Origin of the sequence: Paraburkholderia antibiotica (assembly GCF_012927125.1) — a bacterium.
In the GTDB taxonomy this organism is placed as follows: Bacteria; Pseudomonadota; Gammaproteobacteria; order Burkholderiales; family Burkholderiaceae; genus Paraburkholderia; species Paraburkholderia antibiotica.
In genome coordinates this window covers 42,770-69,147 of record NZ_JABBFZ010000013.1, presented here as the reverse complement: position 1 = coordinate 69,147, position 26,378 = coordinate 42,770, and the positions used below count along the sequence as shown (strand labels likewise).

Sequence of the window (26,378 nt, the reverse complement as noted above, 5' to 3'; positions counted from 1 at the left end):
TATGCCTGGGATTTGCCCTCCGAAACAGTTGCAGAAGGTCAGGAAAAATGGCGCTAAGGCTTGTCGCGCCTGGCTTGTGGGCCAATCTGGGCTTGCTTGTCGATGCTTTGGATCGCGCCTATAATGCGTCAGTTTGTCGCCCGAAGTTCCCACATTTGGGGCGGCACACCCAACGCGTAGGCTGCAACATGAAGTGATGCGGTAGTGGTTCGGGCGGTCGCTCGCAGCAACGGAAGTGCTGGCGGATTGCTGGCAAAAGCGGCGGCCGCAAGATGCATCCGGAGTAGAAGAAGGCAGGCCGGACGCGACGATTCGCAGGAGGCAGCGATGGGCGCTTCAGATCATCTGCTGGCGGATTCGGAGCCAGTCCTGAAGGACTGGACCATGAAGCGCAACTGTTCGATATCGCCGCGGCAGTTCGTCTGTCTGTATGTGTCGCTTGCGTTGTTCTCGCTGGCAATTGCTTTCATGCTGGTTCTGGTCGGCGCCTGGCTGGTGTTGCCGTTCACCGGAATCGAGTTGCTGGCGGTAGGTGTCGCGTTTGCAATATATGCGCGTCATGCTGTCGATTACGAGCGCATCCGGTTGTTTTCCAACCGGCTCGTGATCGAGCAGGTGAGCGCCGAGCAGATTACGCAGTTCGAATTCAATCCGCGCTGGGTGCGGATCGAGCCGGGCGCAACGCCGCGCGATCAGATCAAACTGGTCTCGCGCGGGCAGACGATCATGATCGGGCAGCATCTCGCGCAGAATCGGCGCGCGCAGTTCGCAGGCGAGCTGCGGATGTGGCTGGCACGGTGTTGAAGTGGTGCCGGACACGCGACGTTCAAGGGGCGCGCGAGACACGCTGTCAGCGGGGTCGAGGGGTTTGAATGGAAAATTTGGGTAAGGAAGCTATGAAAACAATCAAGCGAGCGCTCACGAGCGTGCTGGCGACGAGCGGACTGCTTTTCGCCGGGGCCGCCCTGGCAGTGGGCGATGCTCCCGGCGGCCCCGCCGTCAATGCGATCAATCTCCAGCCGCCTGCAACGAGAATCGCTGAGGAGCTGTTCAGCCTCCACATGTTCATGCTGGTTCTGTGCACGGTGATCTTCGTCGGCGTGTTCGGGGTGATGTTCTATTCGATCTTTGCTCACCGCAAATCGAAGGGTCACAAGGCCGCCAATTTCCACGAAAGCACCACCGTCGAAATCATCTGGACGATCGTGCCGTTCGTCATCGTCGTGCTGATGGCGCTGCCCGCCACCAAGGCCGTCGTCGCGATGAAGGACACCTCGAACGCGGACCTCACCGTCAAGGTCACCGGCTACCAGTGGAAGTGGGGCTACGACTACGTGAAGGGTCCGGGCGAGGGCATCAGCTTCCTGTCCACGCTGGCTACCCCGCGTGCGCAAACCGAAGGTCGCGAGCCGATCTCCACGCTCTATCTGCAGGAAGTCGACAACCCGCTCGTGGTGCCGGTCGACAAGAAAATCCGCATCATCACCACCGCGAACGACGTGGTCCACTCCTGGTACGTGCCGGCCTTCGGCGTGAAGCAGGACGCGATTCCGGGCTTCGTGCGCGACACGTGGTTCAAGGCTAACCGCGTCGGCACGTTCCGCGGCTTCTGTACCGAGCTGTGCGGCAAGGAACACGCGTTCATGCCGGTCGTCGTCGACGTGCTGTCGGCCGAAGACTACGCGAAGTGGGTCGACGCGCAGAAGAAGAAAATGGCTGCCGGCCAGGACGATCCGAACAAGACGTACACGATGGCCGAGCTGATGGAGCGCGGCGGCAAGGTCTACGCGGCGAACTGCGCGGTCTGCCACCAGCCGACCGGCAAGGGCGCGGGCGCATTCCCGGCGCTCGACGGCAGCAAGATCGCCAACGGCCCGCTCGCGCAACACGTGAGCCTCGTGCTGAAGGGCAAGAACGCGATGCCTTCGTGGGCGCCGACGCTGAACGACGTCGAAATCGCCTCGGTGATCACGTACGAACGTAACTCGTGGGGCAACCACACCGGCGACATCCTCCAGCCGAAGCAGGTGGCCGACGCACGCAACGGCAAGCTGCCGGAAGGCGGCGATCATCTGGCCGACGCAGGTGCTGCGGCAGGCGCGGCGGCATCGGCTCCGGAAGCGGCGTCCGCGCCGGCTGCATCGGATAACGGTGCGGCTGCGGCGGCTACGCTGCCGGCGAGCGTCTACTTCGATACCGGCAAGAGCACGCTGCCGGCCGACGCGAAAGCAGCGGTCGACGCGGCCGCGGCCTACGCGAAGGCGCACCCGGATGCGAAATTCACGCTGTCGGGCTACACCGACGCAACCGGCTCCGCCGATCTCAACGCGAAGCTCGCGAAGACCCGCGCCGAAGCCGTTCGCGACGCGCTGAAGGCAGCCGGCATCGCCGAAGACCATATTATTTTGAAGAAGCCGGAAACGATCACCGGCGGCACCGACGCGAAGGAAGCCCGGCGCGTTCAGATCAGCCCGGCAGCCTGACGTGTTCATGGTCAGCACCGCAGAATTCGCTTTAGGAGATTGTCATGTCTAGCATCGGACACGATGTAGTCGCGGGCCACGAGCACGTGCACGGCGACCATGCCCACGAAACGCCGCATGGCTGGCGTCGTTGGCTGTTCGCAACCAACCACAAGGACATCGGTACGCTGTACCTGATCTTCTCGTTCACCATGTTCCTGTCCGGGGGCGTGATGGCGCTGATGATCCGTGCCGAGCTGTTCGAGCCGGGTCTGCAGATCATGCGTCCCGAGTTCTTCAATCAGCTGACCACCATGCACGGTCTGATCATGGTGTTCGGCGCGATCATGCCGGCGTTCGTCGGCTTCGCGAACTGGATGGTACCGCTGCAGATCGGCGCATCGGACATGGCGTTCGCGCGGATGAACAACTTCAGCTTCTGGCTGCTGCCGGTGGCGGCGATCCTGCTGGTCGGTTCGTTCTTCTCGCCGGGCGGCGCGACCGCCGCGGGCTGGACGCTGTACGCGCCGCTCTCCACGCAGATGGGCCCGGGCATGGACTTCGCGATTTTCGCGGTCCACCTGATGGGGGCGTCGTCGATCATGGGCGGTATCAACATCGTCGTGACGATCCTGAACATGCGCGCACCCGGCCTCACGCTGATGAAGATGCCGATGTTCGTGTGGACGTGGCTGATCACCGCGTACCTGCTGATCGCCGTGATGCCGGTTCTCGCGGGCGCGATCACGATGGTGCTGTTCGACCGCCACTTCGGCACGTCGTTCTTCAACGCGGCAGGCGGCGGCGACCCGGTCATGTACCAGCACATCTTCTGGTTCTTCGGGCACCCCGAGGTGTACATCATGATCTTGCCGGCGTTCGGGATCGTCTCGCAGGTGATCCCGGCGTTCTCGCGCAAGCCGCTGTTCGGCTATAGCTCGATGGTGTACGCGACGGCCTCGATCGCGATCCTGTCGTTCATGGTCTGGGCGCACCACATGTTCGTCACCGGCATGCCGGTCACGGGCCAGCTGTTCTTCATGTACGCGACGATGCTGATCGCGGTGCCGACCGGCGTGAAGGTGTTCAACTGGGTCGCGACGATGTGGCGCGGTTCGCTGTCGTTCGAAACGCCGATGCTGTTCGCGGTCGGCTTCCTGATCGTGTTTACGTTCGGTGGCCTGTCGGGTCTGATGCTCGCCATGGCGCCGCTCGACATCCAGTATCACGGCACCTATTTCGTGGTCGCGCACTTCCACTACGTGCTAGTGGCGGGTTCACTATTCGCGCTGTTCTCAGGGTGGTACTACTGGGCGCCGAAGTGGACCGGCTGGATGTACAACGAAACGCGCGGCAAGATCCACTTCTGGGCGTCGATGTTCTTCTTCAACCTCGCGTTCCTGCCGATGCACTTCGTCGGTCTTGCCGGCATGCCGCGTCGTTACGCCGACTACCCGGCACAGTTCACCGACTGGAACCAGGTGATCACGATCGGCGCATTCGGCTTCGGTCTCGCGCAGGTCTACTTCCTGTTCGCGGTCGCGCTGCCGGCTTACCGTGGTGGCGGCGAGCTCGAAGAAGCGGGCGACAAGCCGTGGGATGGCGCAACGGGCCTCGAGTGGACCGTGCCGAGCCCGGCTCCGTTCCATACGTTCGAGCATCCGCCGACCGTCGAGTAAGAATGATCCGGCGAAGTGCCGGTTCCGGCGGGGTAGCATGCCGCAACCGGAACTTGGCGCTTCCCGCGGGGCCGCAGTGCAGGTGCGGCCCCGTCATTGAAGTCAGAGATATTTCAGAATGTCGAGCATGACGCGCAATCCACAGGAAAGACGTACGCCGGAGCAGATTCGCGCGGGCAACAGGCGCATCGGTCTGGTGATGTTCGCGATCGCGGCGGTGTTTTTCGCGAGCGTCATTCTCAAGCAGTGCTGGTTCAGCTAACACAGCCTTCGCAGTCTGTTTGCAGGTTTGTTGAGGATTCAGATGTCGACGCAACCGCCGGCCGAGGCCGATCGCTCTTTTAACCGTTCGATGCTGATCAAGCTGTTCGTCGTCGCGTTGATGATGTTCGGTTTCGGTTTCGCACTGGTGCCGATGTATCGGGCGATCTGCCAGATCACCGGCGTCAACAACCTCGTGCAGCGCGATGTTTCGGCGCGCGAGGCGAAGAATACGCAGGTCGACATGAGCCGCACGATCTCGATCGAATTCGATGCGAACGCGCGCGGCCTGCTGGGTTTCAAACCGGAGCAGCGCAGTCTCGACGTGCATCCGGGCGAAGTGACGACGGTCATGTACGACGTCAGCAACGAACAGTCGCGCACGATCCGCGCGCAGGCCATTCCGAGCTACGCGCCGAAACAGGCGACCGAGTATTTCAGGAAAATCGAGTGTTTCTGCTTCACGCAGCAGACCTTGAACGCGAATGAGACGAAGCGGATGCCGGTGGTGTTCGTGGTCGATCCGAAGTTGCCGAAGGACGTGAAGACGATCACGTTGTCGTACACGTTCTTCGAGTTGAACACGCCCGCGGCGAACACGGACGATGCAGCGCCGAAGGCGAGCGCGACCGGTTCGGTCGGCGTGGGTAACACCGCGGCGGCTACCGCCGCGAAGCCGGCCTGATGCCGATATGACGGCACGGGCGGCGCAAGAGAAGGAAGACGGAGCGAAATGAGCGATAACGGCGGCGGTCCGCGCAAGAGCACCTTCGGGCAGTCGATGCGCGCGGTGTTCTGGTCGTTTTTCGGCGTGCGCAAGCGCCGCGATCTGGAGGCGGATGCTGAGCAGTTGAACCCGCTGCATCTGATCGCGGGTGGGCTGATCGGTGCGGCGATCCTGATCGGGGTGCTGATTCTGATCGTGCGCCTCGTGGTCGGTTGAGGCGGTACCGGGGCGCGGCAGCAGGGCGATGCCCACGAATTAGAGTGAAGCGGTGCGGTATCGACGCGCCGCCGAGGATACAGCCGGGAATTCCGGAACAACTGGACTGAAGTGGAGAATCAAGAATGAGCGGTCAAAACGAGAGCCCGTACTATTTCGTACCGCATCCGTCGCGGCATCCGATCAGCGCCGCTGCCGGGTTGCTGGTCATGCTCGGATCGCTTGCGGCCTGGATCAACGAACAGAGCTGGGCGCCGATCGGCGTCTTCGCCGGTTTGCTGTGGCTGCTCTTTACGCTGTGGCACTGGTTCGGCGACGCGATTGCCGAGTCGGAAGGCGGCATGTACGGCAAGAACGTCGACCGTTCGTATCGCTGGAGCATGAGCTGGTTCATCTTCTCCGAAGTGATGTTCTTCGGCGCGTTCTTCGGTGCGCTGTTCTACGCGCGTGAAATCGCGCTGCATCAGCTCGGCAGCCTCGACTTCAAGCTGATCTGGCCGGACTTCTCGGCGGTGTGGCCGAACAATGGTCCCGCGAATCTGGTGTCGACCTACAAGTCGATGCAGCCGTGGCCGGTGCCGACGATCAACACGGCGCTGCTGCTGTCGTCGGGCGCGACGCTGACGGTGTCGCACCATGCGCTGCGCGACAACCATCGCCGGAAGGCAATCGTGTGGCTCGCGGCGACGCTCGTGCTGGGCGTGTGCTTCCTGTTCCTGCAGGGCTTCGAATACTTCCACGCGTACAACGAACTGAACCTGACGCTCGCATCGGGCATCTACGGTTCGACGTTCTTCCTGCTGACCGGCTTCCACGGCTTCCACGTGTTCCTCGGCGGCACGATGCTGGCGGTGGTGCTCGCGCGTCTGATCCGCGGCCACTTCACGGCGGAGCATCACTTCGCGTTCGAAGGCGCGGCCTGGTACTGGCACTTTGTTGACGTCGTGTGGCTCGGTCTGTACGTCGTCGTGTACTGGCTGTAACGCAGTCGGATCCGCGCGTTGCTGGCTGCTAGCCAACGCCGGCGCGGATCGCACGTGTAAGCCCTGTCGGGCGGCGCGTGCGAGCAGTAGGAAAGGATGGATGCAGCGCCGCCCTCGACCTGTCGGGGCGGCGTTTTGTTTGGTGGCGTGGAAGTTTTGTGCTGGCGTTCGCAATGGGGCCGGCGTGGCTGTCGGCCTGGTTGCCAGCTTCGGCGTCAGCGGCCGTAGGGAATTCCGGTCGACTGAATCCAGCCCATCCAGTGTGCGAACAGGATGAACAGGAACAGCGAGATCGACAGGCCCACGCGCGTGGCGAGCGACCAGACCATCCGCTTGGTCTTGCCTTTGTCGTGCATCATGAAATACAGCGCCGACACCATGCTGGCGATGATCAGAGCAAAGGCGATGGGAACGATAATGTGCATGGAACCAACTGAAACCGGAAAGCGCAGCGGCAAGACATTCATTATCGCACTGCGCGCGGGCGTCCGCCGTGGGTTCCCGGCGGCGTCGAACGCGGTACCGGAGTGTTTGCAATGAAGTTTCGCCTGATTCCCGCGCTGTTGATCCTGCTGGTGGTGGTCGTGACGGTGCGGCTCGGTTTCTGGCAGCGCGATCGCGCGCATCAGAAGGAAGCGCTCGAAGCGCGCATCACGCAGTTCGAAAATGCGCCCGCGCTGCCCGTCCGCGACGCGCCGCTCGCGCTCAAGGACGTCGAGTTTCATCGCGTGAAGGCGCGCGGCAGTTTCGTCGCGGACAAGGTCGTGTACCTCGATAATCGTCCGTATAACGACCAGCCCGGCTTTTACGTCGTAATGCCTTTTAAACTGGCCGACGGCGGCTACGTGCTGGTCAATCGTGGCTGGCTGCCGCGCAATATGAGCAACCGCGAGACCATCGCGCCGTACACGACGCCGTCGGGCGAAGTCGAGATCGAAGGGATTGCGCGAGCGGATGCGTCGCGCGCGTTCGAGCTCGGGCAGGGCGGCTCGGCCGCGCATCAGCTGATCCGTCAGAATCTCGACGTCGCCACGTATGCCGCCGAAACCGGGCTGCCGTTGCAGGCGTTCGTGATCCAGCAAACCGGCGACGCTCGCGACGGCCTCGTGCGCGACTGGCCGGCGCCGACCATGGGCGTCGAGCGCAATTACGGCTACATGCTGCAGTGGTGGGGCATGGCCGCCGCGGCGCTCGCGTTCGGTCTGTATGCGGCGCGCCGCGCGGCGAGAAAAGAGCACGCAGCGGGCGCATGAGGTAGTCTACGGCGCGGCCGGCAGCCGCCCAATCATCGAAAGAGGTTCTGTAGTGTCGACTCAAACTCCCCGTTCGCCGCAGGTCGGCAAATCCAGCGACAAATCCACCGGCCAATCCGCCGCGGCAAAAGCGATCCCCGGCCAACCGAACGGTCCGGGCTCGTGGCAGCGTGGCCGCTGGATCCTGCTGCTGCTCGCGGTGATCTGCGCGGCGCCGATCGCGATCTCGTACTTCATGTATTACGTGGTCAAGCCGAGCGGCGGCACCACCAATTACGGCACGCTGATCGAGCCGCAGCGGCCGATTCCCGAAGCGCTGACGGTCACGGGCGAAGATGGCAAGCCGCTCCAGCTCTCGTCGCTGCGCGGCCACTGGCTGATGATCTCGGTCGACGGCAGCGCGTGCGATAAAGCCTGCGTGACCAAGCTCTATTTCATGCGGCAAATCCGCGCAGCCCAGGGGCCGGAACGCGAGCGCGTCATGGAAGTGTGGCTGCGCACGGATGCGGATAAGGTCGCCGACGTGATACAAACCGCCTATCCCGACACCGACATGCTGATCGCCGATCCGACGCAGGTGGCTGCGTGGCTGCCCGCCGACACCGGCACCCAGGTGACCGACCATATTTACCTGGTCGATCCGAACGGCAATCTGATGATGCGTTTCCCGAAAGACGCCAATCCGAGCAAGATCAAGAGCGATCTGACCAAGCTGCTCAAATGGTCGCGGATCGGCTGATGCTGCAAACAGGGTAAAGAAAGATGTTCGTACTGCAACTGGCCCTGATCGGCCTGTGTATCGCGTTGTTGCCGCTGTCCTACGTGTGGGTTAAGGCGGACGACAACAAATTCCGCAAGCTGGTCTGGCTCACCACCTTTCTCACGCTCGACCTCGTGATGTTCGGCGGCTTCACGCGCCTCACCGATTCCGGTCTCGGCTGCCCGGACTGGCCGGGCTGCTACGGTACGTCGTCGCCGTTCATCGCGCACGCGGCGATTTCCGCCGCCTATCAGGCGATGCCGAGCGGGCCCGTCAGCATGACGAAGGCGTGGATCGAGATGATCCACCGCTACTTTGCGATGGCGATCGGCGTGCTGATCATCGCGCAGACGATCATCGCGTGGACCGCGCGTATCAAGCGCCGTCCGCTGCACGTGTCGCCGTGGTGGCCGACTTCGCTGCTGCTGCTGATCCTCGTGCAGGGCGCGTTCGGCGCGTGGACCGTGACGATGAAGCTGCAACCGGTCATCGTGACCACGCACCTGCTGCTCGGTCTTGCGCTGCTCGGCACGCTCGGCTGGCTGGCCGCGCGCCTGACGCCGCTGCCCGCTTACGAGCCCGAGGCCGCCCGCTGGCGCGCGGCGGCGCTCGCGGGTCTCGCGCTGCTGGTGCTGCAGATCGCGCTGGGCGGCTGGGTCAGCACGAACTACGCGGTGCTCGCGTGTACCGACTTCCCGACCTGCAACGGCCAATGGATTCCGCCGATGGACTTCGCGCACGGCTTCCATCTGTGGCGCGCGCTCGGCATGACCGGCGACGGCGACGTGATCACGCAGGACGCATTGGTCGCGATTCACTGGACGCATCGCACGTTCGCGTTCGTCGTGATCGCCTATCTGGTGTGGTTCGCGCTGAAAATGCGCCGCTTCGAATCGCTGCGGCGACCCGCGAACGGTGTGCTGCTGGTGGTGCTGGTGCAGTTCATCACGGGGTTGTCGAACATCGTGTTGCAATGGCCGTTACCGATCGCGGTCGCCCATAACGGCGGGGCCGCGATCCTGCTGCTTTTGCTCGTTATGTTAAACTTTCGGACCGCTTATAGCCGTCCCGGCCGCGCCACGCTCCCAGCGCGCGATGCCGCGCCAGCGTGACTCACATGGACAGCACAACACTCTCCCAGACGCCCGGTAGCCGGGTTTCCCAATATCTCGCCCTGACCAAGCCGCGTGTTACGCAGCTCGCGGTGTTCTGCGCGGTCATCGGCATGTTTCTGTCGACGCCCGGCATGGTGCCGTGGACCGTGCTGATCGGTGGCACGGTCGGCATCTGGCTGCTGGCCGGCGCCGCGTTCGCGATCAACTGCCTCGTCGAGCAGCAGATCGACGCGAAGATGCGCCGCACCTCGTGGCGGCCGTCGGCGCGCGGCGAAATCACCACGCCGCAGATCCTGCTGTTCTCGGCCGTGCTCGGCGGTCTCGGCATGTGGACGCTGTACACGTTCGCCAATCCGCTGACCATGTGGCTTACGCTCGCCACGTTCGTCGGTTATGCGGTCATCTATACGTTGTTGCTGAAGCCGGCCACGCCGCAGAACATCGTGATCGGCGGCGCGTCGGGCGCTATGCCGCCGGCGCTCGGTTGGGCCGCGGTCACGGGTCATGTGCCCGGCGACGCGTGGATTCTGGTGCTGATCATCTTCGTGTGGACGCCGCCGCATTTCTGGGCGCTCGCGCTGTACCGCCGCAAAGACTACGAAAACGCCGGTCTGCCGATGCTGCCGAATACGCACGGCGAAAAGTACACGCGTCTGCATATCCTGCTGTACACGGTGATCCTGTTCGCGGTCACGCTGATGCCGTTCGTTTCGGGCATGAGCGGCGTCGTGTATCTCGCCTCCGCGGTGCTGCTCGGCGCCGTGTTTCTCGCCTATGCGTGGAAGATCTACCGGCAATACTCGGACGATCTCGCGCGCAGAACCTTCCGTTATTCGATCGTCTATCTGTCGCTGCTGTTCGCCGCGCTGTTGATCGACCATTACGCGCGCGTCGTGATCGGCGCGTAACACCATGCTCAAGAACCGCTTTGCGCGCGTCGCTCGCGCTGCTGTGATGGCTTGCGCGCTCGGCGGCACACTGCTCGTGGCGGGCTGCGGCAAGCAGCCGCCGGCTTTCACGAACCTTGATATCACCGGCAACACGCAATTCGCCAGCGACTTCGCGTTGCCCGACACCTCCGGCAAGATCCACACGCTCGCCGACTACAAGGGCAAGGTGGTCGTGCTGTTCTTCGGCTATACGCATTGCCCGGACGTCTGCCCGACGACGATGGCCGAACTGTCGCAGGCGTTGCAGCAGCTCGGCCCCGACGACGCGAAGCGCGTGCAGGTGCTGTTCGTCACCGTCGACCCCGAACGCGACACGCCGCAGTTGCTCGCGCAATATGTGCCGGCGTTCAATCCGAGCTTCGTCGGTCTGCGTCCGGCCAGCGAGGCGCAGCTCGCGAAGGTTGCGAAAGACTTCCGCGTCTACTACGCGAAGGTGCCAGGCAAGACGCCCGACAGCTACACGATGGATCACACGGCCGCGAGCTATGTGTTCGACACGGACGGCAAGCTGCGCCTGTTCGCGCGCGATGGCCAGGGTGCGACGCCGTGGGTGCACGACTTCAAGCTGCTGCTTGATTGACGCTACCGCGTAACGCCTCACAGCGTGAAGCCGCTGTGGTGGCTGCGCGTGGTGGTGCCGCATTGTCATGACATGGTGCGGCGCGTGTAAAACATCTGAAGCGCGTAACGGGTATCAAGCGGGCATCAGCGATGGACATCAAGCAACGGGCATCGAGCGCGTATTAAGCTTGCATCAAGCGGCGCACGAGTCCACCCGAACCGCTCACACGCCTATTCCGCTTCAATCCCGCTTCGTTACCCGCCCGCACTCAAACCGGGATCGGCAGATTCAGCCCCGGCGCGAGACGCGTCGTCTTGAACTCCGTCACCTCATAACGCGCGAGCTGCTGTTCGGCGAGCGGATCGCTGGCGAGGATTCGCTCGAGCCTGTCGCGCTCGATACGCACCGCGAGGATGATGCCGCCGTCGCGCGGGATTTTCGGTCCGGCCGCGACGAAAATGCCCGCGTCGAACTGCTTCGCGAGAAATGCGCGATGGGCGTCGAGCGCATCGTCGATGCGTTCGAGCGACGCGGTGTAGACAAGATTGATCACATACATGGTGGTTCTCACTGGCGAATGAACGGGGCCGCTAGCGCCCTCGGCCTTGAATTATGGGGCTAGTCGCGGCTTCGCCGTCGCATGAAGCCGACGCGCGTGGAGCGTGCTTGCCGGCTGCGCGGGATCAACCTCGCATAACCATATGCGATCAGGGTATTTCCCAACTTCCCGGCCATATGAAACAATTTAGGGCTTGGCCGACGGTGCACCTGCATGAACGCGTGCGCCGCTAGTTTTTTATCCGGTTCCGGCATCGGCCGGAACGTCATCGACATCGAGTCGATCAGCAACAGCGAGAATGACATGCAGCGCAGAAACCTCCTCAAAGCCCTTACCGCCGTCGTCGCCGGCGCGGCGATCCTGACCAGCTTCGGCGCGCACGCCGACGACAAGGTCATCAAGGTGGGCACCATCGGCGGCCCGGACGCGCAGATCTGGGAAGTCGTCACCAAGGTCGCGAAGCGTGAAGGCCTGAACGTGAAGGTCGTCGAATTCAACGACTACATCCAGCCGAACGCCGCGCTCGACGCCGGCGACCTCGACGCGAACAGCTTCCAGCACCAGCCGTACCTCGACAGCCAGATCAAGCAGCGCGGCTACAAGCTCGCGAATGCGGGTCTGACCTACATCTCGCCGCTCGGCGCGTATTCGAAGAAGCTGAAGTCGCTGAAGGATCTGCCGCAGGGCGGCAAGATCGCGGTGCCGAACGATCCGTCGAACGAAAACCGCGCGCTGCTGTTGCTGCAATCGCAAGGCGTGATCAAGCTGAAGGCCGGCGCGGGCACGGGCGGCAACAATGCGACGCCGCTCGACATCGCCGAGAACCCGAAGAAGATCAAGTTCATCGAACTCGACGCCGCGCAACTGCCGCGTTCGCTCGCGGACGTCGACGCCGCCGTCATCAACACGAACTTCGCGCTGGCCGCCGGCCTGCAGCCGACCAAAGACGCGATCGCGCTCGAAGACATCCACAGCCCGTATGCGAACCTGATCGCCGTGCGCGCGAAGGACAAGGATCAGCCGTGGGTCAAGAAGCTGGTCGCCGCGTATCAGTCGGAAGACGTGCGCGAATTCATCAAGACGCAGTTCAAGGGTTCGATGGTGCCGTCGTTCTAAGCGACGTTTTCATCGCGATCGCCCGGTTAATGCCGGGCATCGCTTCGCCTCGAAAAGGCACGCACCTGTACGGGCGCGTGCCTTTTTTCATGTCATAGCTCCAGTTCCCATCTCTCGATCGTCAGATCGTGGCCGAAGCGGTGCTCGGTCGCGGTACCGGCCAGCCTGAAGCCGGCGCGCTCGCACAGCCGACGCGGCTCCGACAACATGCTCGCGGTGGTCAGCGTGAGTTTCGTGTAGCCCGCGCGCCGCGAGAAGCGCACGCATTCGCTGAGCAACTGCGTGCCGATGCCGAGCTGCCGCACGTCCGGTTCGACCCACAGCAGGCGCACGCCCGCCACCGTCGTCGAAACGCCGACGAGACAGACCGAGCCGACCACCGTCCCTTCCTGTTCGGCGATCCAGCACTTCTCGCGCAGCGGATCGTTGCGCTGCGCATAGTCGGCGACGATGCGCGCGAGCAGCCCCTCGAAAGTCTGATCCCAGCCATATTGCGCGGCGAACCACTGCGCCTGGCGATGCACGAGCCAGCCGCATTCGCCGCTGCGCGGCGGGCGCAGCAGCACGAGCTGATGCTTCGGTTGGTCGCCGAGCAGACGCTCGATCAGCTTCATCGCGGCGATCAGATGCTCCTGCGATAGCGCGCTGAGCCTGTCGAGAAGCACGAGCGCTTCCTGCACCGCGGCGGCGTCGAGCGGTGCGTAGGTCGCGTGACCTTGCTCCGTGAGCGCGATCAGCGATTGCCGCGCGTCGGTGTCGGACGGGCGGCGTGTGATCAGGTCGCGTCGTTCGAAACTGGTCAGGAGGCGGCTCAGGTAGCCGCTGTCGAGCCCGAGCGCGCGGCCCAGCACCGATGCGGTTTGCGCGCGTCCGCTCGATAGCTCGTGCAGCACGCGTACTTCGGTCAGCGAGAACCCACTTTTGGACAGATGCTCATGGAGCGCGCCAATGCATTGCGTGTAGAAGCGGTTGAAATGGCGGACGGCCTGAGCGCGCCGCAGCGCCTCGGAATCGGTCAAGGACGGCTCCCCGGGGACTTTTTATGGCTTGGTACACCGCACTATATTGGCTCGTCCCCGATTTACCAAGCCAGTCAGGCACAGTGGACCTGGATTGGTATTAAACAGGTATCGATCGGCACAGGTTTTTCTTGAAGATAAAAGCCGAAAAAACGCCCGCTGGTATCGTTCGCCGAACCCGGATACGGGTAAATCCTGGGCTAAAAATACCACTGCCGCGCGCCTTCGAAACCGCCTGTGAGCCTTGTCCAGCAAGGCTCACAGGCCTCTCGTACCAGCATGGAACCACTCGATTGATTGGTATTATGTTGGTTATATAATGGGCTCTCAATTTTTCCGGGTCGCGCTGTTCGCGGCGTTCGTTGGAGTCCCATGGAAACTCGCTGGTCAGCCTTGATGCCTGACGTGCGCAACGTCACGCCGCTCTACCTGCAGCTTGCGCGCAACCTGGCGACGGCGATCCATTGCGGCGTCTGGTCGGCGGGCGAGGCGCTGCCGTCCGAGCGCACGTTATCCGATGCGATCGGCGTGTCGCGCATCACCGCGCGCAAGGCGATCGAACTATTGGTCGAACAGGGGCTGATCCGGCGCGCGCGCGGCGCGGGCAGCTTCATCACGCCGCGCGTCGAAGATCCGTTGTCACGCCTCACCGGCTTCACGAAGAAGATGCAGCAACGCGGCTTTCGCCCGGACTCGGTATGGCTCGAGCGCGATGTGCGCGCCGCCAATCGCGACGAGCTGCTGCACCTCGGCCTGTCGCCGGGCGCGGCGGTCGCGAGTCTGCGGCGGCTGCGACGCGCGGACGGCATCGTGATGGCGGTCGAGCATTCGGCGCTGCCGGTCGCGATCGTGTCCGATCCGCATGCGATCGGCGACTCGCTGTACAGCTATCTCGAACAACGCGGCGCCGCGGTCGTGCGCGCGTTGCAGCACTTCCGTGCGGTCAACGCATCGAGCGAAATTGCCGCGCTGATGGACATCGAATTGCGCACCGCACTGCTGGTCATTACCCGTATCGGTTATAGCGCGGACCAGCGCGCGATCGAACTGACCGACACCTATTGCCGCGACGACTACTACGATTTCGTCGCGGAATTGCGCACCTGAATTGCCGCACACGTATCACGCACCAGAGAGACTCATGCTGACCGGAAACATACTCACCACCGACGGGTGGCTCCACGGCACGCTCGAATTCGAACACGGCCGCATTACGGCACTGAACGGCACGCCCGCCGATCCGTCGACGAACGACGCGCCGTACATCCTGCCCGGCTTCATCGATCTGCACGTGCATGGCGGCGGCGGCGCCGACGTGATGGAGGCCGGCGACGCGATCGAAACGATCACCCGCACGCATGCGCGCTATGGCACCACGAGCCTGCTCGCCACCACGATGACCGCGCCGCGCGACGAACTGATGAGCGTGGTCGCCGGGCTCGGCCGTCACGCGAAGACCCGCACGCCGGGCGGCGCGCGCGTGCTCGGCGTGCATCTGGAAGGGCCCTACATCAACCCCGGCAAGCTCGGCGCGCAACCGGACGCGGCGGTGTCGGCGGTGATGGACGAGGTGCTCAAGTATCTGTCGATCGCGCCGATTCGCGTCGTCACGCTCGCGCCCGAAATCGCCGGCCATATGGAGATCATCTCCGAGATGGCGGCGCGCGGCGTGCGCGTGCAGCTCGGCCATTCGCTCGGCACCTACGACGACGCGGTCGCCGCGCTCAAGCACGGCGCGTGCGGCTTCACGCATCTGTTCAACGCGATGTCGCCGCTGCATCACCGCAATCCGGGTCTCGTCGGCGCGGCGCTCGCGCACGCCGAATACGCGGAAATCATTCCCGATCTGCTGCACGTGCATCCGGGCGCGATCCGCGCCGCGTTGCGCGCGATTCCGCGTCTGTACGTGGTGACCGACAGCACGTCGGCGACCGGCATGCCCGACGGCGAATACCGCCTCGGCAGCCAGCACGTCACGAAATGCCTCGGCGGCGTGCGTCTTGCGGACGGCACGCTCGCGGGCAGCACGCTGACCATGGATCAGGCGCTGCGCAATCTTGTCTCGATCGGCCTGCCGATCGCCGATGTATCACACCGTTTGTCGCGCTACGCCGCCGACTATCTCGGCATCGAGGACCGCGGCCGTATCGCGCGCGGTGCGTGGGCCGACGTGGTCGTGTTCGATCGCGAGCTGGCGCTGAGCGCGACCTACGTCGAAGGAGAAGCCATTGTCGAATATGCTTAAAGAAGCGCTCGCGTCCGCCGCAACGGTCGCCGCGCAACTCTCGGACACCTCGCGCGTCGAGGCGCTGGCCGCGCAGCTCGCGGCAAAGCCGCGCCATGTCGCGCTGACCGTCGCGCGCGGCAGCTCGGACCACGCCGCCAGTTACTTCGCATCCCTGACGATGAGCCGTCTCGGCGTGCCGGTCGCGTCGCTGCCGATGTCGGTCGCGACGCTGCAGCAGGCGCCGTTGCAGGTACGCGATCAGCTCGCGCTGGCGTTCTCGCAGTCGGGCAAGAGCCCCGATCTGGTCGGCACGATGAACGCGCTGCGCGCGGCGGGCGCGTTGACGGTCGCCGCGGTGAACGCGCCGGCCTCGCCGCTCGCCGATGCGTGCGAGTGGCATCTGCCGCTCGTCGCGGGTCCTGAGCTGAGCGTCGCGGCCACCAAGAGCTATATCGCGATGCTGTCGATTTCCGCGCAACTGGTCGCGCATTGGCAGAACGACGCCGAGCTGCTCGCCGGACTGAAGACGCTGCCCGATGCGCTCGAACGCGCGGGCCGTCTCGACTGGTCGATGGCGGTGAACGAATTGCGCGGCGTCGAGCGGATGATCGTGATCGGCCGTGGTCTCGGTCTCGCGATCGCGCAGGAAGCCGCACTGAAGCTGAAGGAAACGTCGGGCATCCAGGCCGAGGCGTTTTCGAGCGCGGAAGTGCGTCATGGTCCGATGGAGCTGATCGATCGCGACTATCCGTTGCTCGTGTTCGCACCGCGTGGGCCGGAGCAGGCGGGCCTGCTGCAACTCGCGCACGACATGCGCGCCCGCGGCGCGCGCGTATTGCTCGCCGCACCGGACGACATCGAGGAAGCTTCGCTGCCGCTCGTGTCCACCGCTCATGCGGCGCTCGATCCGATCGCCGCGATCCTGTCCTTTTATGTGATGGCTGCGGATCTCGCCGCCGCGCGCGGGCGCAATCCCGATGCGCCGCGCCATCTCAACAAAGTCACCGAAACTCACTGACGAGAATGCAGATGCGACGTGTCGAGAAGTCCAGCCTGATGAGCCATTCCGAAGATCACATTGTTTTACTCGCCCCGCTGACCGGTCCGGTCGTGCCGCTCGCGAACGTGCCGGACCCGGTGTTTTCGGGCGGCATGTTCGGCGACGGCATCGGCATCGATCCGCTCGAGGGCCGTCTCGTCGCGCCGTGCGACGCGGTCGTCACGCATCTTGCGCGCACCGGCCACGCGGTCACGCTGGCGAGCGCCGAGGGCGCGGAGATTCTGCTGCATATCGGTATCGACACGGTCGAGCTGAACGGCAAGGGTTTCGCGCCGATGGTCGAGCAGGGCGCACAGGTGCGTGCCGGCGATGTGCTGATCGAGTTCGATCAGGATCAGATCGCGCTGAATGCGCCGAGCCTCGTGTCGGTGATCGCGATCGCCAACTCGGATGCATTCGAGGTGGTCGAACGCGCGCCGGCGGGTCTGGTGACGGCCGGCGAGACGCCGCTGCTGGTGCTGCGCGCGCGCGACGGCGTGAGCTATGACGCGGTGCGCGAGGCGAACGCCGCGCAGGTCATGCAGGAAGCGCGTCGGCAGATCACGCTGACGCAGCCGGGTGGTCTGCATGCACGGCCGGCGGCGCGGGCACGCGAAGCGGCGCGCGGTTTCGACGCGCGCGTCGAGGTACGTTACGAAGGGCGCAAGGCCGCGATCGAAAGTGTGGTGGGTCTGCTAGGTTTGGGCGCGGGCGAAGGCGCGAGCGTCGAGCTGTTCGGCGTCGGTCCGCAGGCGCAGGGTGCGATCGATGCGATCGCGCACGAACTGACGCGCGAGGCGCATGGCGAAGTCGAACAGAAGCCGGCACGCCAGGCGGCGGCTGTCGCGCCTGCTGCTGCGGTTGTGACGGGCGAGCCGCTCGCGCCGAATACGCTCGCGGGCGTGTGCGCGGCGCCGGGCGTCGCGGTCGGCAAGCTGGTGCGCTGGGACGACGCGGACCTCGATCCGCCGGAACAGGCGAGCGGTACGTCGGCGGCGGAAAGCCGTCTGCTCGACAAGGCGATCGCCACCGTCGATGCCGATCTCGACACGGTCGTGCGCGATGCGTCGCAACGCGGCGCGGTCGGCGAAGCGGGGATCTTCGCGGTGCATCGTGTGCTGCTCGAAGATCCGACGCTGCTCGACGCGGCGCGCGATCTGATCAGCCTCGGCAAGAGCGCGGGCTTTGCGTGGCGCGAAGCGATCCGCGCACAGATCGGAATCCTGAGCAATGTCGAAGACGCGCTGCTCGCCGAGCGTGCCGCCGATCTGCGCGACATCGAAAAACGGGTGTTGCGCGCGCTCGGTTATACGAACAGCGCGGCGCGCACGCTGCCCGACGAAGCCGTGCTCGCGGCCGAAGAATTCACGCCGTCGGATCTGTCGTCGCTCGATCGTACGCGCGTGACCGCGCTCGTGATGGCGCGCGGCGGCGCGACCTCGCACGCGGCGATTCTCGCGCGTCAGGCGGGCATTCCCGCGCTGGTGGCGATCGGCGACGCGTTGCATGCGATTCCCGACGGCACCCAGGTGGTAGTGAACGCCAGCACCGGACGCCTCGAATTCGCGCCGACCGAACTCGACGTCGAACAGGCGCGCCGCGAACGCAGCCGCCTCGCCGACGTGCGCGAAGCGAATCGCCGCACCTCGCAACAGGCAGCTGCTACCTCCGACGGTCGCGCGATCGAAGTAGCCGCCAACATCGCGACGCTCGACGACGCGAAGGCCGCCGTCGACAACGGCGCCGACTCGGTCGGCCTGCTGCGTACCGAACTGCTGTTCATCCATCGCCCGGCCGCGCCGAGCGCGGACGAACATCGGCAGAGCTACCAGGCCATCGTCGACGCGTTGAGCGGTCGCACCGCGATCATCCGCACGCTCGACGTCGGCGCGGACAAGGAAGTCGATTATCTGACGCTGCCGCCGGAGCCGAATCCGGCGCTCGGCCTGCGCGGCGTGCGCCTCGCGCAGGTGCGCCCGGATCTGCTCGACGATCAGTTGCGTGGCCTGCTCGCGGTGCGCCCACTCGGCGCCGTGCGCATTCTGCTGCCGATGGTCACCGACGCGGGCGAACTCGTCCGCATTCGCAAGCGGATCGACGAGCTGGCGCGCGAAGCGGGCAGCACCGCGCCGATCGAAGTCGGCGTGATGATCGAAGTGCCGTCGGCGGCATTGCTCGCCGATCAGCTCGCGCGGCACGCGGATTTTCTGTCGATCGGCACCAACGATCTGACGCAATACACGCTCGCGATGGACCGCTGCCAGCCCGAGCTGGCGGCGCAGGCGGACGGCTTGCATCCGGCGGTGCTGCGCCTGATCGCGGCGACCGTCGACGGCGCGGCGAAGCACGGCAAGTGGGTCGGCGTATGCGGCGCGCTGGCCGGCGATCCGCTGGCGATGCCTCTGCTGGTCGGCCTTGGCGTGACCGAGTTGTCGGTCGATCCGGTGTCGGTGCCGGGCATCAAGGCACGCGTGCGCACGCTCGACTACCCGCTGTGCCGCCAGCGCGCGCAGGACGCGCTCGCGCTCGATTCCGCGCAGGCGGTTCGGGCTGCGAGCCGCGCCACCTGGCCGCTCGATTGAAGCGTTGACCTGAAGTACCGATTCGAAGCGTTGACCCATTGAAGAACGCGTCCGCCGCGCGCCCGGCAGCCTGTCTGCCGGCCCGCGAGCGGCGCGTTTCCTACTAGCTTGACCACTCAATCAAGACGTACCCCACGAGACAAATATTGGAGATACCGATGGATGGAAATCCGTTTCTGAAAATTCAGAGCCTGGGACGGGCGCTGATGCTGCCGATCGCGGTGCTGCCGGTCGCCGGCCTGCTGCTGCGCCTCGGCCAGCCCGATGTGTTCAACATCAAGATGATCGCCGACGCGGGCGGCGCGATCTTCGACAACCTGCCGCTGCTGTTCGCGATCGGCGTGGCGGTCGGCTTCGCGAAGGACAACAACGGCGTCGCGGGTCTCGCGGGCGCGATCGGCTATCTGGTGCAGATCGCGGTGATGAAGGACATCAACGACAAGCTCAACATGGGCGTGCTGTCGGGGATCATCGCGGGGGTTGTCGCGGGGCTGCTGTACAACCGCTACAAGGACATCAAGCTGCCCGACTACCTCGCGTTCTTCGGCGGCAAACGCTTCGTGCCGATTGTCACGGGGATAGTCTGCGTGGTGCTGGGGATCATCTTTGGGCACGTGTGGCAGCCGGTGCAGAGCGCCATCGACGTGGCCGGCCACTGGCTGACCACCGCCGGTGCACTGGGCGCGTTCGTGTTCGGCGTGCTGAACCGGCTGTTGCTCGTCACGGGTCTGCACCACATCCTCAACTCGCTGACGTGGTTCGTGTTCGGCACGTTCACACCGGCCGGCGGCGCGCCGGTCACGGGCGACCTGCATCGCTTCTTCGCGGGCGATCCGACCGCGGGCACCTTCATGACCGGCTTCTTCCCGGTGATGATGTTCGGCCTGCCGGCCGCGTGTCTGGCGATGTATCACGAGGCGCCGAAGGAACGTCGTGCGATGGTGTTTGGCCTGCTCGCGTCGATGGCGCTCACGTCGTTCCTGACCGGCGTGACCGAGCCGATCGAATTCAGCTTCATGTTCCTCGCGCCGGTGCTGTACGCGATCCACGCGTTGCTGACGGGGCTGTCGCTTGCGATCTGCTCGGCGCTCGGTATCCACCTCGGCTTCACGTTCTCGGCGGGCTTCATCGATTACGTGCTGAACTTCGGTCTGTCGACCAAGGGCTGGTGGGCGATTCCGCTCGGCATCGTGTACGCGCTCGCGTACTACGGGCTGTTCCGCTTCTTCATCCGCAAGTTCAACATGGCGACGCCGGGCCGTGAGCCGGCCGCCGCCGAAGAGCAGGCCGAATCGTTCGCGACGGGCGGCTTCGTGGCGCCGGCCGCCGGCGCGGCAGTACCGCGCGCGCAGCGCTATATTGCGGCGCTGGGCGGTGCGGCGAATCTGTCGGTGGTGGATGCGTGCACGACGCGTCTGCGTCTGTCGGTCGTCGATCCGGACAAGGTGTCCGAGAGCGAACTGAAGTCGATCGGCGCGCGTGGCGTGCTCAAGCGCGGCACGAACAACGTGCAGGTGATCATCGGGCCGGAGGCGGACATCATCGCCGATGAGATGCGTACGGCGATTGCACGTGGTGAAGGCGATGCGGGGAAGGTGGTGGGCGTGGCGAATGTGGCTGCGTCGGCTGCACCGGCTGCCGCCGTGGTTGGCGCAGCGGCTGGAGCGGCTGCGCAGAACGCTCGATCGGTTCAACCGGCACAAGCCGCGAATCAAACCCAGGGCGGTCCGCTCGATCCGGATCCGCTGCGTTGGCTCGCCGTGTTCGGCGGCGCGGGCAACATCGTGTCGCTCGATGCGGTCGCGGCGACGCGTCTGCGTGTGGTCGTGAGCGATGCGTCGGCGGTCGATCGTCAGCGTCTGGCTTCGCTCGATACGGCGTGGGTGTCGACGAACACGTTCCATATCGTCGTCGGCGAGGCCGCGCAACGCTATGCGCAGAGGCTTGCCGAGCGTCTGCCGTCGCAAGGCGGCGCGGCGGGTGCGGCGGCGGTGCCGGCGTGATCGCCGGTTGGCCTGGCTCGCGGTGATCGTGATCGGGCAGGAAGGGCGGGCATCGCGCTCGCCGTGCTTGCCGCGCCGGCTCAGGTAATCACGCGTAGCAGCGCGAAGATCGCCAGGCGATCGACGCGGCAATAAAAAAAGCGGCACCTTGATTCAAGGTGCCGCTTTCACGTTTACCGCTCGCGCCAGAGGTCTAGCGCGCTACCTGCTTTGCTGCTTTCGCTGCCCGGAGGGTTTCGCGCGATTCGAGCCACATCACATTGATGATCCCGAACGCCAATGCGACGCCGATGCCGAGCACCCAACTGAAATACCACATCACAAACTCCTGTTGATCCTGTTAAGCGTAATAGCTGTTCAGTACATCGAATGGTTGTTTTCCTTGATTGCGGCGGCGGTCACCTTGCCCCGCATCACGCGATACACCCAGCTCGTGTAGAGCAGGATGATCGGCATGAAGATGATCACGGCGAACAGCATGATCTGGAGCGTCATCTGGCTCGACGTCGAATCCCACATGGTCAGGCTGCTGCGACCATCGAGCGACGACGGCATGATGAACGGGAACATCGAGAAGCCGGCGGTCAGGATCACGCCGACGACCATCAGCGACGTCGACAGAAACGCCGATGCCTCGAAGCGCGAACGTGCGAGCAGCACCGCCAGCACACCGCCGACGAGACCCGCGAGCGGCGCGATCACCATCCACGGATAGAGCGCGTAATTGTTGAGCCACAGTCCAGGCGCGCCGATCACGGTCTTCAGCAGCGGGTTGGCGACCGCGTCGAGCGGCGGCGCGTCGACGATCTGATAGCCGCCGATCACCGTCGCGACGAGCGCGCCCGCCACGAGGAACAGCACCACCGCGGCCAGCGCCGCGAGCCGCAGCGCCTTCGACGCGCGTTCGTGCACGATGCCATCCGTCTTCCACTTCACGAACGCGGCACCGTGCGCGGCCAGCATCGCCACGCTGATGAGCCCTGCCAGCAGCGCGAACGGATTGAGCAGGCCGAAGAAGCCGCCGTGATAGGTGACGCGCAGATCGGTGTCGAACGAGAACGGCACGCCTTGCAGCAGATTGCCGAACGCGACGCCGATCACGAGTGCCGGCACCAGACCGCCGATAAACAGGCCCCAGTCCCATGCGGTGCGCCAGCGCGGATCTTCACGCTTGCCGCGATAGTCGAAGCCGACCGGGCGGAAGAACAGCGCGAACAGCACCAGCAGCATCGCGAAGTAGAAGCCCGAGAACGACGCCGCGTAAGCGAGCGGCCACGCGGCGAACATCGCGCCGCCGGCCGTCACGAACCAGACCTGATTGCCTTCCCACGTCGCGCCGACCGTGTTCACGACGATGCGGCGCTCGGAGTCGGTCTTCGCGATGAACGGCAGCAGGATCGCCGCGCCCATGTCGAAGCCGTCGGTGAGCGCGAAGCCGATCAGCAGTACGCCTATCAATGCCCACCAGATCAGTTTGAGGGTTGCGTAGTCCATATTGATTGTTCCTCAGAAGCGTGTGGGGGCGCGTCACGCGGCCGTGTTCGACAGCGGCCGGGTCACCGGCTGTTCGACTTCGTGGTGGTAACGACCCGTATGCAACGACGACGGGCCAAGCCGCGCGTACTTGAACATCAGCATGATTTCGATGATGAACAGCACCGTGTAGAACAGCACGAAGCCGCCGATACTCAGATACAGATCGCGTGGCGTCAGATTCGACGCGGCGAGATTGGTCGGCAGGATGCCGGCGATGCTCCACGGCTGGCGGCCCATCTCAGCGACGATCCAGCCGAGTTCGGCGGCGAGCCACGGCAGCGGAATTGCCCACACGGCCCAGCGCAGGAACCAGCGACGCTTCTCGAGCAGCAGCGTGCGCTGCGCGCAGAACCAGAACGCGAGCACGAAGGTCGCGAGGAACAGCAGGCCGAGGCCGACCATCATCCGGAACGAGAAGAACAGCGGCAATACCGGCGGGATCGTGCCTTCGGCGGCTGCGGCGATCTGCTCCGGCGTGGCGTCGGTGACGTTCGGCGTGAAGCGTTTGAGCAGCAGGCCGTAGCCGAGATCGTCCTTGTGCGCTTCGAACGCGGCGTGTGCATCGTCGGACGCGTCGCCGCCCTTCAGCCTTTGCAGCGCGGAATAGGCGAGCATGCCGTTCTTGATGCGCGCTTCGTTCTGCGTGATCAGCTCGCGCAGGCCGACCACGGGTTCGTCGAGCGAGCGGGTGGCGATGATACCGAGCGCGTACGGCACGCGGATCGCGTAATCGGTGCGCTGCTCCTCCTGGTTCGGAATGCCAAACACTGTGAACGGTGCCGGTGCCGGCGCGGTCTCCCATTCGGATTCGATCGCGGCGAGCTTGACCTGCTGGACTTCGCCGGTGCGGTAACCGGATTCGTCGCCGAGCACGATCACGCACAGCGTCGATGCGAGGCCGAAGCCTGCTGCGATCGCGAACGAGCGCAGCGCGAACTCGGTGTCGCGGCGCTTGAGCAGATACCACGACGACACGCCGAGCACGAACATCGCCGCGGTCACGTAGCCGGCCGATACCGTGTGCACGAACTTGACCTGCGCGACCGGATTGAAGATCACCGAGAAAATGCTGTCGAGTTCCATGCGCATCGTCTGGTAGTTGAATTTCGCGCCGACCGGATTGTTCATCCAGCCGTTGGCGACGAGAATCCACAGCGCCGACAGGTTCGAGCCGACCGCCACGCAGAATGTGACAATCAGATGCTGCACCTTCGACAACCGGTTCCAGCCGAAGAAGAACAGACCGACGAAGGTCGATTCGAGGAAGAACGCCATCAGCCCTTCGACGGCGAGCGGCACGCCGAAGATATCGCCGACGTAATGCGAGTAGTACGCCCAGTTGGTGCCGAACTGGAACTCCAGCGTCAGGCCGGTCGCGACCCCCATCGCGAAGTTGATCCCGAAGAGCTTGCCCCAGAATTGGGTCATGTCCTTGTAGATCTGCTTGCCGGTCATCACATAGACCGACTCCATGATGACGAGCAGCCATGTGAGGCCGAGCGTGAGCGGCACGAACAGGAAGTGATAGAGCGCCGTGATGGCGAACTGGAGGCGCGACAGTTCTACGACTTCGCTAACGGGCATGTTGATCACCTTCAGACGGATGCGGGGCAGGCGTGGAAAGCAATGCCTGCGCGACTTGCTCAGGCGGCAGCGTCATGTGCTGCGCCTGCGGATGATTGAAGAGCGTGTACTTGAGCACCATCAGTAGTGCGAACTTGATGGTGAGGATGAGGGCGATGTCGCGTGCCAGCGTTGGACCGCGCACCCACCGGGTGAACCGGTTGCGCCAGCGCGACCGGGCAGTGCTGCTGCGATTGATGGCTATGGTCATGATCGGTCGAAGACGACTTCACGCCGGATAATCCGGCTGGATCCAGACCGCCTGACTACGGGCGATCTGGCGAATGCATGCCGATTGTATGAGTTGAAAACTTCGCTCGATTGGGTTAACCATGCGGCATCAGGTCGCGAAAGTCACCGCGTTTATGCAGTATTGCTGTCTGATTTGCGATACGTCAAGAAAGGTGTGGCGGGCAGGCACTTGGGATGCTGCCGGGGACAATGCCAATGCACGTTGGCAAGGATGAAAAAAGCCCCGCCGTCTTGCGAGGGCGGGGCTTTTGAAATGTTTGCACGGGTAACGCGTTCGTATTAATCCCGTGTTGGTACTGCAGGGTCCAGCGGGGCGTTGCCAACGCCAGGATGTCACACGCCGGACATGAAGCCCGGCGTGGACAGTCTCATGACGTTTTACGCGTACTCGGCCAAAGCGCCGCGCATCTTCTTCATGGCGCTTGCTTCGATCTGGCGGATACGTTCAGCCGACACGCCGAACTCGTCGGCCAGTTCATGCAGCGTCGAGCCGCCCGAACCGTCGTCGGCCACCGCCAGCCAGCGCGCCTCGATGATGCGGCGGCTGCGCGGATCGAGCGCGTCGAGCGCACTCGCGATGCCGTCGCTGTGCAGCCGGTCGCGTTGACGCGACGCCAGCACCGCGGTCGGCTCGCTGTGCGAGTCGGCCAGATAGGCGATCGGCGCATACGACTCTTCGCCGTCTTCGATCTGGCCTTCGAGCGCGATGTCGCCGCCCGACAGACGCGTTTCCATCTCCGCGACCTCTTCGCGCTTCACGTTCAGTTCCTTCGCGAGACCATCGATCTCGTCCGGCGTGAACGCGCCCAGGCCCTGCTTATGGCTGCGCAGGTTGAAGAACAGCTTGCGCTGCGCCTTGGTGGTGGCGACCTTGACCATCCGCCAGTTGCGCAGAATGTATTCGTGGATCTCGGCCTTGATCCAGTGCATTGCGTACGACACGAGGCGCACGTTTTGCTCGGGGTCGAAGCGCTTGACCGCCTTCATCAGGCCGATGTTGCCTTCCTGGATCAGGTCGGCGTGCGGCAACCCGTAACCGAGGTAGTTACGCGCGATCGACACCACGAGGCGCAGGTGCGACAGCACCAGACGGCGTGCGCCCTCCAGGTTGTCCTGCTCGCGAAATTCGGTGGCGAACTGGCGTTCTTCCGCCGGCGTCAGCATCGGGATCCGGTTGACGGCCTGGATGTAGGCGTCGATGTTGCCCAGTTGGCCGGGCAGCAGCGAGGAATGCGAGAGCGCCAGTGCACCTGCCGGAGCGGCCTTAGCCGACGACGGGCTCAAAGTACTCGGAAGGGTCATTGCATGGCTCACGTGTGAAGCTCCTTTGGAATCAGACAATAGCGTACTCAGTAAACGACTCCAGCGATGGATGTTAGCACTCTGATCTGCCGAGTGCTAAATACTTAGAAGCCATAGGGGCATCTGAGTTCCCCTAAATCTATTGAAATTGC

27 protein-coding genes are annotated in these 26,378 nt (G+C 64.3%); 18 read left to right on the top strand and 9 right to left on the bottom strand.

What is annotated here, in order from left to right:
* Positions 1-327 precede the first annotated feature (327 nt).
* The 7 genes from HHL14_RS20570 to HHL14_RS20545 all read left to right on the top strand — a co-directional run bounded on the left by HHL14_RS20570 (position 328) and on the right by HHL14_RS20545 (position 6,328).
* Complete coding sequence (locus HHL14_RS20570) at positions 328-804, top strand: DUF2244 domain-containing protein (RefSeq protein ID WP_169499585.1); 477 nt, start codon at positions 328-330, stop codon at positions 802-804.
* A gap of 68 nt (positions 805-872) precedes the next feature.
* A complete protein-coding gene (gene coxB, locus HHL14_RS20565) occupies positions 873-2,483 on the top strand; it encodes a cytochrome c oxidase subunit II (RefSeq protein ID WP_169499459.1) in 1,611 nt (536 codons plus the stop codon).
* Positions 2,484-2,527: 44 nt separating this feature from the next.
* Positions 2,528-4,141: a cytochrome c oxidase subunit I gene (ctaD, locus tag HHL14_RS20560; protein ID WP_169499458.1), complete on the top strand. Its 1,614-nt coding sequence runs from the start codon at positions 2,528-2,530 to the stop codon at positions 4,139-4,141.
* Between the two features lie 127 nt (positions 4,142-4,268).
* The gene (locus tag HHL14_RS33285; protein WP_217710909.1) at positions 4,269-4,403 is read left to right on the top strand and encodes a cytochrome oxidase small assembly protein; all 135 of its coding nucleotides are present in this window, start codon (positions 4,269-4,271) and stop codon (positions 4,401-4,403) included.
* Between the two features lie 42 nt (positions 4,404-4,445).
* Positions 4,446-5,087, top strand: a complete 642-nt coding sequence (locus HHL14_RS20555; RefSeq protein ID WP_169499457.1) for a cytochrome c oxidase assembly protein — start codon at positions 4,446-4,448, stop codon at positions 5,085-5,087.
* A 48-nt stretch (positions 5,088-5,135) separates the two neighbouring features.
* The gene (locus tag HHL14_RS20550; RefSeq protein WP_169499456.1) at positions 5,136-5,345 is read left to right on the top strand and encodes a DUF2970 domain-containing protein; all 210 of its coding nucleotides are present in this window, start codon (positions 5,136-5,138) and stop codon (positions 5,343-5,345) included.
* 125 nt (positions 5,346-5,470) lie between these two features.
* A complete protein-coding gene (locus HHL14_RS20545) occupies positions 5,471-6,328 on the top strand; it encodes a cytochrome c oxidase subunit 3 (protein ID WP_169499455.1) in 858 nt (285 codons plus the stop codon).
* 215 nt (positions 6,329-6,543) lie between these two features.
* Here HHL14_RS20545 and HHL14_RS20540 read toward each other — a convergent pair whose 3' ends face one another.
* A complete protein-coding gene (locus HHL14_RS20540) occupies positions 6,544-6,753 on the bottom strand; it encodes a twin transmembrane helix small protein (protein ID WP_008921867.1) in 210 nt (69 codons plus the stop codon).
* 111 nt (positions 6,754-6,864) lie between these two features.
* Here HHL14_RS20540 and HHL14_RS20535 point away from each other — a divergent pair, with 111 nt between their 5' ends.
* The 5 genes from HHL14_RS20535 to HHL14_RS20515 are packed head-to-tail and all read left to right on the top strand — an operon-like array spanning position 6,865 to position 10,986.
* Positions 6,865-7,581 (top strand): SURF1 family protein, encoded by a 717-nt coding sequence (locus HHL14_RS20535; protein ID WP_169499454.1) that lies wholly within the window; start codon positions 6,865-6,867, stop codon positions 7,579-7,581.
* Positions 7,582-7,633: 52 nt separating this feature from the next.
* Positions 7,634-8,320, top strand: coding sequence for an SCO family protein (locus HHL14_RS20530; protein WP_169499453.1), 687 nt, complete (start codon positions 7,634-7,636; stop codon positions 8,318-8,320).
* Positions 8,321-8,343: 23 nt separating this feature from the next.
* Positions 8,344-9,453: a COX15/CtaA family protein gene (locus HHL14_RS20525; protein WP_169499452.1), complete on the top strand. Its 1,110-nt coding sequence runs from the start codon at positions 8,344-8,346 to the stop codon at positions 9,451-9,453.
* Between the two features lie 5 nt (positions 9,454-9,458).
* On the top strand, positions 9,459-10,364 hold the full coding sequence (gene cyoE / locus HHL14_RS20520) for a heme o synthase (RefSeq protein ID WP_169499451.1): 906 nt from the start codon (positions 9,459-9,461) through the stop codon (positions 10,362-10,364).
* Between the two features lie 4 nt (positions 10,365-10,368).
* The gene (locus tag HHL14_RS20515; RefSeq protein ID WP_169499450.1) at positions 10,369-10,986 is read left to right on the top strand and encodes an SCO family protein; all 618 of its coding nucleotides are present in this window, start codon (positions 10,369-10,371) and stop codon (positions 10,984-10,986) included.
* Between the two features lie 250 nt (positions 10,987-11,236).
* Here HHL14_RS20515 and HHL14_RS20510 read toward each other — a convergent pair whose 3' ends face one another.
* Together HHL14_RS20510 and HHL14_RS20505 are read right to left on the bottom strand one after the other, a co-directional pair.
* Positions 11,237-11,527: a YciI family protein gene (locus HHL14_RS20510; protein WP_169499449.1), complete on the bottom strand. Its 291-nt coding sequence runs from the start codon at positions 11,525-11,527 to the stop codon at positions 11,237-11,239.
* A gap of 59 nt (positions 11,528-11,586) precedes the next feature.
* Positions 11,587-11,832 carry a hypothetical protein gene (locus HHL14_RS20505; RefSeq protein ID WP_169499448.1) on the bottom strand — a complete coding sequence of 82 codons (246 nt, stop codon included), beginning with the start codon at positions 11,830-11,832 and terminating at the stop codon, positions 11,587-11,589.
* On the opposite strand from HHL14_RS20505, the gene HHL14_RS20500 reads away from it, so the two are divergent.
* Positions 11,831-12,643, top strand: a complete 813-nt coding sequence (locus HHL14_RS20500; protein ID WP_169499447.1) for a MetQ/NlpA family ABC transporter substrate-binding protein — start codon at positions 11,831-11,833, stop codon at positions 12,641-12,643. The genes HHL14_RS20505 and HHL14_RS20500 overlap by 2 nt on opposite strands.
* A gap of 92 nt (positions 12,644-12,735) precedes the next feature.
* Here the strand turns inward: HHL14_RS20500 and HHL14_RS20495 are convergent, their stop codons facing one another.
* Positions 12,736-13,662 (bottom strand): bifunctional helix-turn-helix transcriptional regulator/GNAT family N-acetyltransferase, encoded by a 927-nt coding sequence (locus tag HHL14_RS20495; protein WP_169499446.1) that lies wholly within the window; start codon positions 13,660-13,662, stop codon positions 12,736-12,738.
* A 372-nt stretch (positions 13,663-14,034) separates the two neighbouring features.
* On the opposite strand from HHL14_RS20495, the gene HHL14_RS20490 reads away from it, so the two are divergent.
* From HHL14_RS20490 to nagE, 5 genes are all read left to right on the top strand, one after another.
* Complete coding sequence (locus HHL14_RS20490; protein ID WP_169499445.1) at positions 14,035-14,769, top strand: GntR family transcriptional regulator; 735 nt, start codon at positions 14,035-14,037, stop codon at positions 14,767-14,769.
* Between the two features lie 34 nt (positions 14,770-14,803).
* Positions 14,804-15,907 (top strand): N-acetylglucosamine-6-phosphate deacetylase, encoded by a 1,104-nt coding sequence (gene nagA, locus HHL14_RS20485; RefSeq protein ID WP_169499444.1) that lies wholly within the window; start codon positions 14,804-14,806, stop codon positions 15,905-15,907.
* The gene (locus tag HHL14_RS20480; RefSeq protein ID WP_206002429.1) at positions 15,891-16,907 is read left to right on the top strand and encodes an SIS domain-containing protein; all 1,017 of its coding nucleotides are present in this window, start codon (positions 15,891-15,893) and stop codon (positions 16,905-16,907) included. The genes nagA and HHL14_RS20480 overlap by 17 nt, the downstream gene beginning before the upstream one ends.
* 11 nt (positions 16,908-16,918) lie before the next feature.
* A complete protein-coding gene (gene ptsP, locus HHL14_RS20475) occupies positions 16,919-19,510 on the top strand; it encodes a phosphoenolpyruvate--protein phosphotransferase (protein WP_169499443.1) in 2,592 nt (863 codons plus the stop codon).
* Positions 19,511-19,668: 158 nt separating this feature from the next.
* The gene (nagE, locus tag HHL14_RS20470) at positions 19,669-21,513 is read left to right on the top strand and encodes an N-acetylglucosamine-specific PTS transporter subunit IIBC (RefSeq protein ID WP_169499442.1); all 1,845 of its coding nucleotides are present in this window, start codon (positions 19,669-19,671) and stop codon (positions 21,511-21,513) included.
* 193 nt (positions 21,514-21,706) lie between these two features.
* Here the strand turns inward: nagE and cydX are convergent, their stop codons facing one another.
* The 5 genes from cydX to rpoH form a co-directional block, all read right to left on the bottom strand.
* Entirely contained in the window at positions 21,707-21,832 is a 126-nt protein-coding gene (cydX, locus tag HHL14_RS20465; RefSeq protein ID WP_169499441.1) for a cytochrome bd-I oxidase subunit CydX, read from the bottom strand.
* 38 nt (positions 21,833-21,870) lie between these two features.
* On the bottom strand, positions 21,871-23,007 hold the full coding sequence (gene cydB, locus HHL14_RS20460; RefSeq protein WP_169499440.1) for a cytochrome d ubiquinol oxidase subunit II: 1,137 nt from the start codon (positions 23,005-23,007) through the stop codon (positions 21,871-21,873).
* Positions 23,008-23,040: 33 nt separating this feature from the next.
* On the bottom strand, positions 23,041-24,633 hold the full coding sequence (locus tag HHL14_RS20455) for a cytochrome ubiquinol oxidase subunit I (protein WP_169499439.1): 1,593 nt from the start codon (positions 24,631-24,633) through the stop codon (positions 23,041-23,043).
* The gene (gene cydP, locus HHL14_RS20450) at positions 24,623-24,883 is read right to left on the bottom strand and encodes a cytochrome oxidase putative small subunit CydP (RefSeq protein WP_169499438.1); all 261 of its coding nucleotides are present in this window, start codon (positions 24,881-24,883) and stop codon (positions 24,623-24,625) included. The genes HHL14_RS20455 and cydP overlap by 11 nt, the downstream gene beginning before the upstream one ends.
* A 419-nt stretch (positions 24,884-25,302) precedes the next feature.
* Positions 25,303-26,238, bottom strand: a complete 936-nt coding sequence (gene rpoH / locus HHL14_RS20445) for an RNA polymerase sigma factor RpoH (protein WP_169499437.1) — start codon at positions 26,236-26,238, stop codon at positions 25,303-25,305.
* Between the last annotated feature and the right edge of the window lie 140 nt (positions 26,239-26,378).